Source organism: Mesorhizobium sp. M0296 (assembly GCF_040321675.1).
In the GTDB taxonomy this organism is placed as follows: Bacteria; Pseudomonadota; Alphaproteobacteria; order Rhizobiales; family Rhizobiaceae; genus Mesorhizobium.
Window position 1 is genome coordinate 443,007 of the sequence record NZ_JAMYRZ010000001.1, and the last position, 12,585, is coordinate 455,591.

The 12,585-nt window shown below is 63.6% G+C and carries 13 protein-coding genes, 1 tRNA gene and 1 pseudogene; 11 read left to right on the forward strand and 4 right to left on the reverse strand.

What is annotated here, in order from left to right:
* The first annotated feature begins 22 nt into the window (after positions 1–22).
* From NKI97_RS02205 to NKI97_RS02215, 3 genes are all read left to right on the forward strand, one after another.
* A complete protein-coding gene (locus NKI97_RS02205) occupies positions 23–1,600 on the forward strand; it encodes a sigma-54-dependent transcriptional regulator (RefSeq protein ID WP_352832445.1) in 1,578 nt (525 codons plus the stop codon).
* A 360-nt stretch (positions 1,601–1,960) separates the two neighbouring features.
* Positions 1,961–3,814 (forward strand): peptidoglycan L,D-endopeptidase MepK, encoded by a 1,854-nt coding sequence (mepK, locus tag NKI97_RS02210; RefSeq protein ID WP_352832448.1) that lies wholly within the window; start codon positions 1,961–1,963, stop codon positions 3,812–3,814.
* A 105-nt stretch (positions 3,815–3,919) separates the two neighbouring features.
* A tRNA-Gln gene (locus NKI97_RS02215) sits at positions 3,920–3,993 on the forward strand.
* Positions 3,994–4,044: 51 nt separating this feature from the next.
* Here NKI97_RS02215 and NKI97_RS02220 read toward each other — a convergent pair.
* Positions 4,045–4,683 carry a 2-dehydro-3-deoxy-phosphogluconate aldolase gene (locus tag NKI97_RS02220; RefSeq protein ID WP_352448209.1) on the reverse strand — a complete coding sequence of 213 codons (639 nt, stop codon included), beginning with the start codon at positions 4,681–4,683 and terminating at the stop codon, positions 4,045–4,047.
* On the opposite strand from NKI97_RS02220, the gene NKI97_RS02225 reads away from it, so the two are divergent.
* Both NKI97_RS02225 and trhO read left to right on the forward strand, forming a co-directional pair.
* A complete protein-coding gene (locus NKI97_RS02225; RefSeq protein WP_352448208.1) occupies positions 4,673–4,834 on the forward strand; it encodes a hypothetical protein in 162 nt (53 codons plus the stop codon). The genes NKI97_RS02220 and NKI97_RS02225 overlap by 11 nt on opposite strands.
* Positions 4,835–4,852: 18 nt before the next feature.
* The gene (gene trhO / locus NKI97_RS02230; protein ID WP_352448207.1) at positions 4,853–5,773 is read left to right on the forward strand and encodes an oxygen-dependent tRNA uridine(34) hydroxylase TrhO; all 921 of its coding nucleotides are present in this window, start codon (positions 4,853–4,855) and stop codon (positions 5,771–5,773) included.
* Positions 5,774–5,795: 22 nt separating this feature from the next.
* Here the strand turns inward: trhO and NKI97_RS02235 are convergent, their stop codons facing one another.
* Positions 5,796–6,062 carry a Cif family virulence factor gene (locus NKI97_RS02235; RefSeq protein WP_352448206.1) on the reverse strand — a complete coding sequence of 89 codons (267 nt, stop codon included), beginning with the start codon at positions 6,060–6,062 and terminating at the stop codon, positions 5,796–5,798.
* A 367-nt stretch (positions 6,063–6,429) separates the two neighbouring features.
* Here NKI97_RS02235 and NKI97_RS02240 point away from each other — a divergent pair, with 367 nt between their 5' ends.
* From NKI97_RS02240 to NKI97_RS02255, 4 genes and pseudogenes are all read left to right on the forward strand, one after another.
* A complete protein-coding gene (locus NKI97_RS02240) occupies positions 6,430–7,227 on the forward strand; it encodes a tellurite resistance TerB family protein (protein ID WP_352448205.1) in 798 nt (265 codons plus the stop codon).
* Between the two features lie 168 nt (positions 7,228–7,395).
* Positions 7,396–8,151 (forward strand): SDR family oxidoreductase, encoded by a 756-nt coding sequence (locus NKI97_RS02245; protein WP_352448204.1) that lies wholly within the window; start codon positions 7,396–7,398, stop codon positions 8,149–8,151.
* Positions 8,152–8,342: 191 nt separating this feature from the next.
* Complete coding sequence (locus NKI97_RS02250) at positions 8,343–8,795, forward strand: hypothetical protein (protein WP_352448203.1); 453 nt, start codon at positions 8,343–8,345, stop codon at positions 8,793–8,795.
* 25 nt (positions 8,796–8,820) lie between these two features.
* Positions 8,821–9,128: pseudogene (locus NKI97_RS02255) on the forward strand (transposase); the annotation flags it as partial.
* Here the strand turns inward: NKI97_RS02255 and NKI97_RS02260 are convergent.
* A complete protein-coding gene (locus NKI97_RS02260) occupies positions 9,125–9,505 on the reverse strand; it encodes a YciI family protein (RefSeq protein ID WP_254816974.1) in 381 nt (126 codons plus the stop codon). The pseudogene NKI97_RS02255 and the gene NKI97_RS02260 overlap by 4 nt on opposite strands.
* 22 nt (positions 9,506–9,527) lie before the next feature.
* Positions 9,528–10,712 (reverse strand): pyridoxal phosphate-dependent aminotransferase, encoded by a 1,185-nt coding sequence (locus tag NKI97_RS02265; protein WP_352448201.1) that lies wholly within the window; start codon positions 10,710–10,712, stop codon positions 9,528–9,530.
* A gap of 83 nt (positions 10,713–10,795) precedes the next feature.
* Here NKI97_RS02265 and NKI97_RS02270 point away from each other — a divergent pair, with 83 nt between their 5' ends.
* Both NKI97_RS02270 and NKI97_RS02275 read left to right on the forward strand, forming a co-directional pair.
* Positions 10,796–11,482: a GNAT family N-acetyltransferase gene (locus NKI97_RS02270; RefSeq protein WP_352448200.1), complete on the forward strand. Its 687-nt coding sequence runs from the start codon at positions 10,796–10,798 to the stop codon at positions 11,480–11,482.
* Positions 11,483–11,595: 113 nt separating this feature from the next.
* Entirely contained in the window at positions 11,596–12,579 is a 984-nt protein-coding gene (locus NKI97_RS02275; RefSeq protein WP_352448199.1) for a cation diffusion facilitator family transporter, read from the forward strand.
* Positions 12,580–12,585: the final 6 nt, after the last annotated feature.

The window sequence follows — 12,585 nt, forward strand, 5'->3', positions numbered from 1 at the left end:
GGCGGGCACGGTCGGATCAGTCATGGCAGCTTCCATACTCATAGTCGATGACGATCCCGTGCAGCGCAGGCTTCTCGAGGCGGCGGTGACGAAATTCGGCCACACCGCGATCGTCGCCGATGGCGGCGAGGCGGGTCTCGAGTTTGTCGACGGACCCAATGCGCGCGACGTGTCGGTGGTCATCCTCGACCTTATGATGCCCGGGCTCGACGGCATCGGCGTGCTGAAGGCGATGCGCGAGCGTGGCATCCACATTCCCGTCATCGTGCAGACCGCGCAGGGCGGCATCGAAACCGTCGTTTCGGCAATGCGTCACGGCGCCTTCGACTTCGTCGTCAAGCCGGCCTCCCCCGACAGGCTGCAGGCGTCGATCGGCAACGCCCTCAAGGTCGAAGCGCTCGAAGGCGAAGTGAAGCGCTCGTCACGACAGCGTGGCGGCCATCTGACATTCAAGGACATGATCACCCACAGTCCGGCGATGGATCGGGTGATCCGGCTCGGCCGCAAGGCGGCGGCGTCCAACATTCCGATCCTGATCGAAGGTGAATCCGGCGTCGGCAAGGAACTGGTGGCGCGCGCCGTCCAGGGCAGCGGCGACCGCCGCTCGAAACCCTTCGTCACCGTCAATTGCGGCGCCATCCCCGACAATCTGGTCGAATCGATCCTGTTCGGGCACGAGAAGGGCTCGTTCACCGGCGCCACCGAAAAACATACCGGCAAGTTCGTCGAAGCGCACACCGGCACGCTGTTCCTTGACGAAATCGGCGACCTGCCGCTCGACGTGCAGGTCAAGCTGTTGCGCGCCGTGCAGGACGGCGAGGTCGATCCGGTCGGCGGGCGTTCGACCATCCGGGTCGACATCAGGCTGATCTCGGCAACCCATCGCAACCTGCTGCAGCAGGTCAAGGACGGCAAGTTCCGCGAGGATCTGTTCTATCGGTTGAACGTCTACCCGATCGTCGTGCCGCCATTGCGCGACCGTCGCGACGACATCCCCTATCTGGTCGAGCACTTCATGGAGAAGGTGGCGCCCGCCGATCCGCGCCACCGCCTGCGGGGCATCTCGGCTGCGGCGCTTGCCATGCTGCAGGCCTATGACTGGCCGGGCAACATAAGGCAGCTCGAAAATGCCGTCTTCCGGGCTTCGGTGCTTGCCGACGGCGACATGCTGACCGAAGAAGAATTCCCGCAGATCCGGGCGCAAGTCGAGGGCACGGTCAATCTCGATTCGGGTATCGCCTTGCCAGCTCCAGGATGGCCAGCTTCAGGGGGGCCAACTCCAGGGTGGCCAGTTTCCGGAGTGGCTTCGGGCAGCCAGCCGCGCGACAACATATCGGCCGCTGGCGGCATCGCAGCCGCCGACGCCGATGCACCAGCCAAGCCTCGTTTCGGCACGCTGCGGGCGCTCGACGAGCGCGGCAATGTGCGTGCGCTGGCCGACGTCGAACTCGAAATGATCAAGCTCGCCATCGATCACTATAACGGCCAGATGAGCGAAGTCGCCCGCCGCCTCGGCATCGGCCGGTCGACGCTCTACCGCAAGCTCAAGGAATACGGCATCGACCCGGAAACCGGCCGCGTTGAACGGCTTGCTTCCTGAGTCACAGGGCCAAGCCGGTTCTCATCCGGACATCCATTCGAAGCAAGCACGCCTCGAAACGAGGTATTCGCCGCTGTGTTCACGTATTAAGGCGGACGGTAACAGATCGTGTTTCGAGCTGGCGCCAAAACATGATCTAAACCAGCGGTTTACCAAGATATCCTGCGCAATATTTTTGGCGGGATATCGCCACCGTGTTACCGCATTTCGGCTTCAATAAGCGATGATTAACCATTAGGATCGATATTCGGATGCACACACCACGCATCCGTTTGGTCAAATCCGGGGACAAAACGGCAGCCTGCAAGGCCTTTTGATTTGAACAGAATCGAACGACACGAAAACGGGCGGCATTATCACATGAGCGTCTGGCCGAGATGGCTGGCAGCGGTGATTGTTGCTGTCGGGTTCCTTGCAGCAGCGGCAACCGGCGCCCGCGCCGAGACACGTTCGCTGAAGCTCTATCATCTCCACACGCATGAAAAGGCGGAGATCGTCTACAAGCGCAATGGCCGCTACGACCAGGCGGGCCTGCGAAAGATCAACATCATCCTGCGCGACTGGCGCCGCAACGAGCCGACCAAGATGGATCCGCGCCTGCTGGACCTGGTCTGGGAAGCGTATCGGGAGAGCGGCGCCACCGATTACATCCAGGTCGTCTGCGGCTATCGTTCGCCGGCCACGAATTCGATGCTGCGCAGCCGCAGCAGGGGCGTCGCCGAAAAAAGCCAGCACATGCTCGGCAGGGCGATGGATTTCTATATTCCCGGCGTGCCGCTGAAGAAGCTGCGCGACGTCGGCCTCAGGATGCAGGGCGGCGGCGTCGGCTACTATCCCAGCTCCGGCTCGCCCTTCGTGCATATGGATGTCGGCAATGTACGCCACTGGCCCGGCATCAGCCGCCAGGAACTGGCGCGCGTGTTCCCCAACGGCAAGACGCTGCATGTGCCGAGCGACGGCAAGCCGCTGCCTGGCTATCAACAGGCGCTCGCCTCCTACAAAGCCCGCAAGGGCGCCGGCGCGCCGGCCATTGAACTCGCCAGCGCAAGCGGCGGTGCCAAAAAATCCCGTGGGTTCCTGGCAGCCCTCTTCGGCGGTGGCGACGACGAGGCGGACGACAGCGCCGACGTGGCGATGGCCGAGCCGGCGCCAAAGCCCCGTAACGTGAAGCCGGCGCCGTCCGCCAAGAGCAGCAACCTGCCTGGCATTGCCATCGTGGCGCCTCAGGATGCCAAGCGCGCTCAGATTCCGGAAGTCGCCGATGCTCCGGCGCCTGCGCCTGAACCGGAGAACGACACGCCGGAGACGATCATCGCGGCATTGCCTGCGCGCAGCATCCCGCTGCCGGATTTTGCTCCGCGTCCGAAGACCGACGTCGGCGCCCAGCCGCCTGAGAACGTTCCGTTCGGCGTGGCGGATGCGGCTGGATCGACTGAACAGGCGGTGGCGACCGCGCAAGCGCCGGCAAGTGTGGCGCCGGCAAATGTTCCGTTCGGCATAGCAGACCCGTCTGCTGCGGCCGGCCCGGCGCAGGTCGCTGCAAACAACATTCCCGTGCCGAGCTGGCGGCCCGATCATTCGCTGCCGGCCGATCTTTCGCCGGCGGGTCTTGCGCCGCAGGACAAGCAAGTGTTGCTGGCGCTGGCGAGTGCGGCCGAGCGGAGCAACACCGCCACCGACGCATTCTCGGTATTGCCGTCGGCGCGGCCCGACAGTTCAGAGCCCGACGAGGTCAAGGCCGTTCTGGAAAGGGTCAGCGCGACCGACGAATACAAGGTCGCGTCGCTTTCCGAGCAAGCATCGGTGTTCGAGGAACCGGCGAGCGACGACGGGGCATCGAGCGACGGGGCATCGCCGCGCGAGGCCATCGTTGCCCGCCCGGCAGGCTCCGATCCGGCGGCCGTCATCGGAGCGGGCGTGAAGACCACACGCAAGGAACCCAGGGCCACCGCCCGCGACCTGAAGCCCGGCCCCAAGCCGGTGGTGGTCGCCGCCGCGCCGCAGGCCGCCCGTTGGGCGCTGCACAGCGGTGAGTATGTCGCAACCGTTTCAGATGCGACAACGGCGCCGCGCTACGCCTACGACTTCGTCCGTACGGCACCGAGCGAGGTCTATACGATAGGCTTCCAACCGGGCAACGAGATGGCCGACGCAAACCGGTTCACCGGCAAAGCCGTCAAGTTCATGTCGGTTGCCCGCTTCAAGACCGAGTAGGCCGCGCTGGGCAAATATCGTAAAGGCTGCGCTGGCACCCCGCGCGGCCTCCACCGCCGGCACTGGCTTCCTTCATCCAGGGATGCTAACCACTGGTCGGCATTCTCCCGCTTCGTCTAATGGTAGGACAGCGCCCTTTGAAGGCGTGAATCGTGGTTCGAGCCCATGAGCGGGAACCAGCCTGCGAACCAGATCGGCCAGATCGGCGGCGACTTTTGATGCAGAAGATGCTAGCGCCCGAGCTTGCTTGCCGCGCGCGCCAAGGCTTCGATCTCGTCCCATTTGCCGGCCTTGACCAGCTCGTCCGGCGCCACCCAGGAACCGCCGACGCAGATGACGTTGGGCAGGCTGAGGTAGTCGGCGGCGTTCTTGCCGGTGATACCGCCGGTCGGGCAGAATTTCACGTCGGCAAGCGGCGAGGCGAAAGCCTTGAGCGAGGCAATGCCGCCCGACTGTTCGGCCGGGAAGAATTTCAGAAAGCGCAGACCGGCTTCGCGGGCGGCCATGACCTCTCCCGGCGTGATGGCACCGGGCAGCAACGGCACGTCGCTGTCCTTGGCTGCCGCGAGAAGCTCGCGGGTGATGCCGGGGCTGACGATGAACTTCGAGCCGGCGGCCGCCGCCTCGCCGAACTGCCGGGCGTCCAGGATGGTGCCGGCGCCGACGACCGCGTCTTCGACCTCGCCTGCCACCCGGCGGATCGCCTCCAGCGCGTCGGCGGTGCGCAGCGTGATCTCGATCACCGGCAGGCCACCGCTGGCCAGCGCCCGGGCCAGCGGCACCGCGTCGGCGGGATTGGCGATCTTCAGCACCGGTATGACCGGCTGGCCGTTGAGGAGCGACAGGAGCTTTTCGGTCGTGCTGGGCATTCGTCGTCTCTCCTCTGTTGATCAAGTCGACCGGTTAGCAGAAGGCGGTTTTTCTGTCCACGAAACGCGGCGTGTCGCGATGTCACGCGTGGTGTTCGAAACCTTCCGCGATCTGACCGCTCCCGGCTCTGCCTTGATCCGGCTGTCGTGAGCGTTTAGTGGCTTGGTGATGACACTGTCCAGCCAAGCCTTCCGCGTTGCCGCGCTTTACCGCTTCGCCCGGCTCGACACCTTCGAGGCGCTGCGCGCGCCGCTCGCCGCCTTCTGCTGTGCGCGCGGCATCAAAGGCACGCTGCTGTTGGCGCGTGAGGGCATCAACGGCACGGTCGCCGGCAGTGAAACGGCAATCGCCGCGCTCATCGATCATCTCGAATCCATCGACGGTCTCGCCGGCCTCGAGATCAAATACAGCAGCGCCGCAACGATGCCGTTCCACCGCATGAAGGTGCGGTTGAAGCGCGAGATCGTCACCATGGGCGTGGACAATATCGATCCGGCGGCAGGTGCAGGCACCTATGTTGCGCCGGCCGACTGGAATGCACTGATCTCGGATACGGGTACCATCGTCATCGACACGCGCAACGCCTACGAGGTGTCGCTCGGCACCTTCAAGGGCGCTGTCGATCCCGCCACCAGCAGCTTCCGCGAATTCCCGGCCTGGGTCGAGCAGCATCGGCACGAGCTCGACGGGCGCAAGGTCGCCATGTTCTGCACCGGCGGCATACGCTGCGAGAAGGCGACGGCCTATGTGAAGTCGCTCGGTTTGAAGGATGTGTTCCACCTCGAGGGCGGCATTCTGAAATATCTCGAGGACGTGCCCGCCGAACAGAGCCTCTGGCAAGGCGAATGCTTCGTCTTCGACGAGCGCGTTTCGGTATCGCACGGGCTGGTCGAAGGCGAGGCCGAACTCTGCCGCGCCTGTCGGCATCCGCTAGCCGCAGAAGATCGGCTGTCGCCGAGATATGCCACCGGCGTTTCATGCCCGCATTGCTTCGATGCCCGCTCGGACGAAGATCGCGCCCGCTACGCCGAGCGCCAGCACCAGGTCGAGCTGGCGCAAGCACGCGGCGACCGCCACATCGGAAGTTAGCTTCACGTTAAGCAACTTCACGTCAAGCAACAGCAAAACGATCGATGACCCACAGCCGTGTCCCGTCGCTCTGCCGGCGCGCGACCTCGGTGGTGATGGTGCCGTCGGGAAGCCGGGTCGAGGTGAGCGCCAGGTCGCCATTGATGATAGCCGGGCGCTGATCTCCGGACTGAAATTTTCGGCCGGTCGCGGTGATCTCCGCGAACAGCCCCCGGATGGCTTCGCGGCCGAACGTCAGCTGTCCGCCACCGATGTCGATGACTGCATGCGGCTCAAAAAGCGCGGCCATGGCGTCAATGTCTCCGACCCATTGCCGTGAAATCAACAGGCGCTCCAGTTCCTGGGGTCGCGTGCCGGCTGGCGGTCTGTCTCATCGGTCATGCCAGGCTCCTCTCAAGCGACATGCCGCGACATTACTCGAAGTCGAAGCTGGTTTCGACACGTCCGATGTCCACAGCGCCGCGCGTTTTTTGACGCGGATGGAGGCTGCAGCACTATAATTTCCGCGTGAAATCCCAGCAGATGTCGGTGCAACGTCATGCGTGGCAGCGGGCAAAAGGATGCACGCGTCATTGTAATGTCAAACTGCGGGACCTAGGTCTTCGACGTGCAAACCTGCCCGCGCGCCTTTGGCCGGGCCAATTCTGGAGGCATTGATGTTCGATCCCAAGAAGCTCCTCGACGATCTGCTCGGCTCGCAAGTTCCCGGCACCGGATCAACCGTCCGCGACAAGGCCGGGCAGGCGGTGCAGATGGCCAAGGACAATCCGCTTGCCGCCGGTGCGCTGGCTGCGGTGCTGCTCGGAACCGGCCCCGGCCGCCAGGTCACCGGTGCGGCGGTGAAGCTTGGTGGGTTGGCTGCGATCGGTGGCCTCGCCTACAAGGCCTACCAGAACTACAAGAACGGCAACGCGCCGGCCGAGACGCAAGCTGCAGGCGAACCGGAATTGCTGCCGCCGCCGGCCGATACCGCCTTCCATCCGTCGCAAGCGCCGCAGGGCGAAGACGAATTCACGCTGACGCTGGTCAGGGCGATGATCTCGGCGGCGAAGGCCGACGGTCACGTCGATGACGAAGAGCGGCAGAAGATCGCCGGCAAGCTCAGCCTCGCCGGCGTCGGCGCCGAAGCGGAGAAATTCCTGATGTCGGAACTGGAGGCGCCGCTCGATCTGGATGTGCTGATCGCCGGGGCCAAGACCGATGCGCAAAAGCTGGAACTCTACACCGCCTCGCGTCTTGCCATCGATCCGGACACGCGGGCCGAACGCGGCTATCTCGACCTGCTTGCCGGCCGTCTCGGCTTGCCGGATGCGCTGGTCGACCATGTCGAGGCGACGGTGACGGCGGCGAAGGTGCCGGCAGCGGGCAGCACGGCCAAGCCGGTCGCAGCTCGCGCTGGTAGCTCGAAGAGGAAGCCTCGGAGCTCGGCGCCGTTGGCGTTAGCTTCTCGTTAATCCGGTGAGCGCATGATTTCAGCCAGTCGGATCGGCTTTCCTCCTCCCATGCCCGGTTCGGATCAGGGGCGGTCGCCAACGGCCGCCCTTTTTGTGAGCACAGGCTTGGGCCGGCTTGCCATGGTTCCCGTCATTTGCGATGCCTCATCCCTTTCAGGGAGTACAGCCATGACCGACTATAAAACCGCCATCGTCACCGGCGCCGGCACGGGCATCGGCAAAAGCGTCGCCACGGCGCTGCTCAAGGCCGGCTGGAATACGGTCTTCTGCGGTCGCCGCAAGCCGGTGCTGGAGGATGCGATCGCCGCGGCCGGGCCGACGCAGGCCAAGGCATTGGCCTTCGCCTGCGACATCAGCAAGGCCGATCAGGTCGACGATCTGTTCGAGACGGTGGCTGCGGCTTTCGGGCGCGTCGACCTGCTCTTCAACAATGCCGGCACGAGCTACAAATCGACGTTGATCGACGACATCCCGGTCGACGTGTGGAACGACATCGTCGGGGTCAATCTCACCGGCTCGTTCCTGTGCGCTCGCGCCGCGTTCGGCGCCATGCGCAGGCAGCAGCCGATGGGCGGCCGCATCATCAACAACGGCTCGGTATCGGCCTATGCGCCGCGGCCGGGCTCGGTGCCCTATACGGCGACCAAGCACGCCATCACCGGGCTGACCAAGACGCTGGCGCTGGACGGCAGGCCCTTCGACATTGCTTGCGGCCAGATCGACATCGGCAACGCGCTGACCGACATGGCGCAGGCGATGACGGTCGGCGTGCCGCAAGCCAACGGCACCATTGCCGCCGAAGCGGTGATGGATGTCGAGCGCGTCGCCGATGCCGTCCTCCATATGGCCAGCCTGCCGCTCGACGCGAACGTGCTGTTCATGACCGTGATGGCGACGAAGATGCCGTTTGTCGGGCGAGGGTAGGCAACCGGTCCAGGTTGTATACATGTCGTTGTCCCAAAACCGCTGCGCACTTTGGGCGACATGCACTAGACTAGGCCGTAAACTCATAAATGCGGAATGACCGGGATAGGTGGAAAGCGGGCTTGGGATTTGTGGAAAGCGGTCATGGCACATGTCATGCTTGAATTGCAGTCATAGAGAATGGTTCATGCATGAATTGGGAACAGATAGCATCGGATTTCGCTTGGGACGGCTCCTGGCGAGACATCTACGTTCTGAACACGTCTGAGGCAGATTGGCAGGTCGTCTGGGACATCCTCCTCGAATGGACCCCGCCTGCTAGTTTCAGTGTCTCCGGCAAGATCGAGTCGATGCCATTGGGCGTCGAAGCGGCCCTGGAAAGCGAAACAGGCAGCTTACTGTCTTTTTACGTCGGGCCAATCCAGCTTGCATGTCACTTCTTCAGCGCTGTCGAAATTGAGTTCGACTTCGATCCAAGGCAAGTCAGCGGAAAAACCGAGGTTGAGAAGCTTGACCGCTTTATGCGATTGCTCGGTGACGCTACTGGGAAGCAGATAATTCTTACGCAGGAAAATGATCAAGAGGCTATCATCGCCCGCTACTCTCCCGATCTTGAGAGTGTGGTCTGGACGGCACTTTCATAGCCAAATGTCTGCCTCCGCAGCGGACTTGATCAAAGATTTGCCTGAAGGTGCGATGCTGCTCGCCGACAAGGGCTACGATGCCAACGCATTGCGCACTGCCATCACCGACCAGAACACTTGGGCCAATATCCCGCCCAAAGCCCATCGCAAGGCCCCGATCTGCTTCAGCCCTTCCTATACAAAGCCCGTAACCTGATCGAGCGCTTCTTCAACAAAGCCAAACAGTTCAGTCGCATCGCGACGCGCTACGACAAGCTGGCTGAGAACTTTCTTGCCGCCCTAAAACTCGTCGCAATCCGCATCTGGCCACGTAGCTATGAGTCTACGTCCTAGGGCCGGGTGACCGGAAGCGGCACGCCGGGTAAATATAGCGAAATCGGGCGGATTTCGTAGACGGCGGTCGGATTGACGCGGCGAAGGTCGCGCGCAATGTCGATGGCGGCGTCACGGTTGGCGCAGTCGACGACATAGAGCCCCAGCAATTGTTCCTTGGTCTCGGCGAAGGGGCCGTCGATAACCATTCCGGTGCCTGGCCCGCGCAAGGTGCAGGCGTCTTGTGTCGCGCCGAGCCGGGCCGCCGGCCCAAGGGTGCCTTGCCGGTAGAGCCGATCGTTGATCTGGAGAAGATCGGTCATCAGCGCCGCATCCTGCTCAGGCGTCAGTGCCGTAATCGCTTCTTCCTCGTGATAGGCAAGAATGGCATAGAACATCTGGCGTCTCCTTTCGTCGTCCTCACTTCGCCAGGAACGCCTCGATCCGCTCCAGCGCGCGCAGGATGTTCTCCTCGGAATTGGCGTAGGACAGCCTGACATAGCCTTCGCCGAGAATGCCGAAATCGGGGCCGCCGATCAGCGCCACGCCGGCATCCTCGAGCAGCGCCGAGGTGAGCTTCTTGGCCTTCCAGCCGGTCTTGGAAACATTGGGGAAGGCATAGAAGGCGCCTTTCGGCGTAATGCAGGAAACGCCGGGCAAGGCATTCAACCCCTCGACCACGACCTTCCTGCGGCGGTCGAAGGCGCGCATCATCTTGTCGACGTCGTCCTGCGGGCCGTCGATGGCGGCTATGCCGGCATACTGGCTCGGCGCGTTGACGCAGGACCAGCAATTGACCGCCAGCTTGCGCACCTTGTCGTAGAGATGCGCGCCCTTGTCGCCATTCGGCCAGATCGACCAGCCCATGCGCCAACCGGTCATCGCCCAGGTCTTCGACCAGCCGTTGAGCACGATCAGCCGGTCGCGGATTTCGGGGAAGGCGAGCAGCGAGCAGTGCGTCTCGCCGTCATAGGTCATCACGTCGTAGATCTCGTCGGAGAGGATGGCGACGTCCGGGTGCGCTTGCAGCCCCCTGACCAGCTTTTCGATCTCGGCGCGAGGCGTGACGCCGCCGGTCGGATTGGCGGGCGAGTTGAGGATCAGCAGCCTGGTCTTCGGGGTGATCAGCGCCAAGGTCTCCGCAGCCGAAAAGGCAAAGCCGTTCTCCTCGCGCATCGGCACCGGGATGGGGGCAGCACCGGTGAACTCGATCATCGAGCGGTAGATCGGAAAGCCGGGATCGGGATAGAGAATTTCGGCGCCCGGCTCGCCGAACATCAGGATGGCCGCGAACATGGTCGGCTTGCCGCCGGGCAGGATCATCACCGCTTCCGGCGAGACTTCGACGCCGGTGGTGGCCAGCGTGCGGCGTACCACCGCTTCGCGCGTCGCCAGCAGTCCGTTGGCCGGCGTATAGCCGTGATGGCCATCGCGTAGCGCCTTGATCGCGGCCTCGACGATGTGCTGCGGCGTCTTGAAGTCGGGCTGGCCGATGCCGAGATTGACAATGTCGCGGCCCTGGTGGGCAAGTGCCGTGGCACGCGCCAGCACCGCGAACGCATTCTCCTCGCCGAGGCGGTCGAAGGCCGAAATCGTGTGGAGCATTTTTCCCGTCCGTGTGGTTCTTTCAGCGAGCGTGCGTTTTTGTGAGCGTCCGCCCGCAAAAGTCAAACGGATTGGAGTTTTCGGTGTCGGAAAATCTCAAGAATTGGCAACCGCGCCCGCGGCCCGAACGCAAGGTGCTGGAGGGGCGAACTGTCAGGCTGGAGCCGCTCAACGCCGAAAAGCACGGCGACGGCCTGTTTGAGGCCTCGTCGGTGGCCGATGTCGACGGCCGCTTCGCCTGGCTGCCAGACTACCCGCCGGAGAGCCGTGCCGCCTTCCAGCCGTGGCTGGACAAGGCGGAAGCCAGCGAGGATCCCCTGTTCTTCACCGTCATCGACAAGGCCAGCGGCAAGGTCGCCGGACGCCAGACGCTGATGCGTATCGATCCGGCCTATGGCGTGATCGAAATCGGCAACATCTATTGGGGTCCACTGATCTCGCGAAAGCCGGCGGCGACGGAAGCGCAGTTCCTGTTCATGAAGTACGTCTTCGACGAGCTTGGCTACCGCCGCTACGAATGGAAATGCAATAACCGCAACGAGCCGTCGAAGCGCGCGGCGGAACGTTTCGGCTTCAAGTTCGAGGGCATTTTCCGTCAGCATCTTGTAGTCAAGGGCAAAAACCGCGATACCGCGTGGTATTCGATCATCGACAGGGAATGGCCTGATCTGCGCAGAGCCTATGAGGCGTGGCTGGATCCGGCTAATTTCGACAGCGATGGCCAGCAGAGGCGGCGGCTCGAGGATTTTCGCGCTGAGTTCGGCGCCTGACCATGATCCCGAAAAGTGGACGCCGGTTTTCGGATAAGATCATGGTCGAACAAGAAGACAGAGCCTCCATCCCGAGTCTGCCGGGATGGATCAGGCTCTAGCAGGGGCTATAGATGGCGCATACCCACGACCACGCTTCGCAGGGCCACGACCACAGCCATGGCGCAGGTCATGTGCACGGCTCGACCGACAAGAAGCGCGTGCTGATCGCTGCCTGCCTGACCGCCGGCTTCATGGTCGCGGAGACGCTGGGCGCCATCTTCACCGGTTCACTGGCGCTGCTGGCGGATGCCGGCCATATGCTTGCCGATTGCGTCGCGCTCGGCCTTGCCTGGTATGCCTTTCACCTTGCGAGCCGGCCGGCGACCGTGCGCCTCACCTACGGCTTCGGCCGGGTCAAGACGCTGGTCGCCTACACCAACGGCATCGCCATCTTCGCCATCGCGCTGTGGATCGTCTACGAGGCTTGGGGCCGCTTGCAAGCGCCGGCTCCGGTGCTCGGCGGGCCGATGCTGGTCGTCGCGATTGCCGGCCTGCTGGTCAATCTCGGCTCGTTCTACGTGCTGCATGGCGGCGACCGCGGCAGCCTGAACATGCGCGGCGCCATCCTGCACGTGCTCGGCGACCTGCTCGGCTCGGCAGCGGCGATCGTCGCGGCGCTGGTGATCCTGGCGACGGGCTGGACGCCCATCGATCCGATCCTGTCGATCCTGGTCTCGCTGCTGATCCTGTCCACGGCCTGGTCGCTGATGCGCGAGGCAGCCCACGTCCTGCTCGAGGGCGTGCCGGCAAGCCTCGACCGCGACCTGATCGCGAGGGACATCGAAGGCTCGGTCAAGGGCGTGCGCGAGGTGCATCACATGCATGTCTGGTCGCTCGACGGCTCCAGCAACATGGCGACATTGCATGCCTGCCTTAATGACGGCGTCGATGCGCATATGGCGGTCAGCGCGATCAAGAAGCGGCTTGCGCAGGAACATGGCATAGCCCATGCCACGGTCGAACCGGAATTCGGCCGATGTGCCGACAGCCATGAGCATGATGACGAGCACGAGCATGCGCATGACACGGCATCGCACCGCGGCCATTATCACTGACTTCGG

Coding starts and splice junctions, on each gene's coding strand:
- NKI97_RS02235 (WP_352448206.1), bottom strand. CDS start 6,062: ATGGCCGCGCTTTTTGAGCCGCATGCAGTCATCGACATCGGTGGCGGA.
- NKI97_RS02275 (WP_352448199.1), top strand. CDS start 11,596: ATGGCGCATACCCACGACCACGCTTCGCAGGGCCACGACCACAGCCAT.
- NKI97_RS02205 (WP_352832445.1), top strand. CDS start 23: ATGGCAGCTTCCATACTCATAGTCGATGACGATCCCGTGCAGCGCAGG.
- NKI97_RS02260 (WP_254816974.1), bottom strand. CDS start 9,505: ATGTTCTATGCCATTCTTGCCTATCACGAGGAAGAAGCGATTACGGCA.
- NKI97_RS02265 (WP_352448201.1), bottom strand. CDS start 10,712: ATGCTCCACACGATTTCGGCCTTCGACCGCCTCGGCGAGGAGAATGCG.
- mepK (WP_352832448.1), top strand. CDS start 1,961: ATGAGCGTCTGGCCGAGATGGCTGGCAGCGGTGATTGTTGCTGTCGGG.
- NKI97_RS02220 (WP_352448209.1), bottom strand. CDS start 4,683: ATGCCCAGCACGACCGAAAAGCTCCTGTCGCTCCTCAACGGCCAGCCG.
- trhO (WP_352448207.1), top strand. CDS start 4,853: ATGACACTGTCCAGCCAAGCCTTCCGCGTTGCCGCGCTTTACCGCTTC.
- NKI97_RS02250 (WP_352448203.1), top strand. CDS start 8,343: ATGAATTGGGAACAGATAGCATCGGATTTCGCTTGGGACGGCTCCTGG.
- NKI97_RS02240 (WP_352448205.1), top strand. CDS start 6,430: ATGTTCGATCCCAAGAAGCTCCTCGACGATCTGCTCGGCTCGCAAGTT.
- NKI97_RS02245 (WP_352448204.1), top strand. CDS start 7,396: ATGACCGACTATAAAACCGCCATCGTCACCGGCGCCGGCACGGGCATC.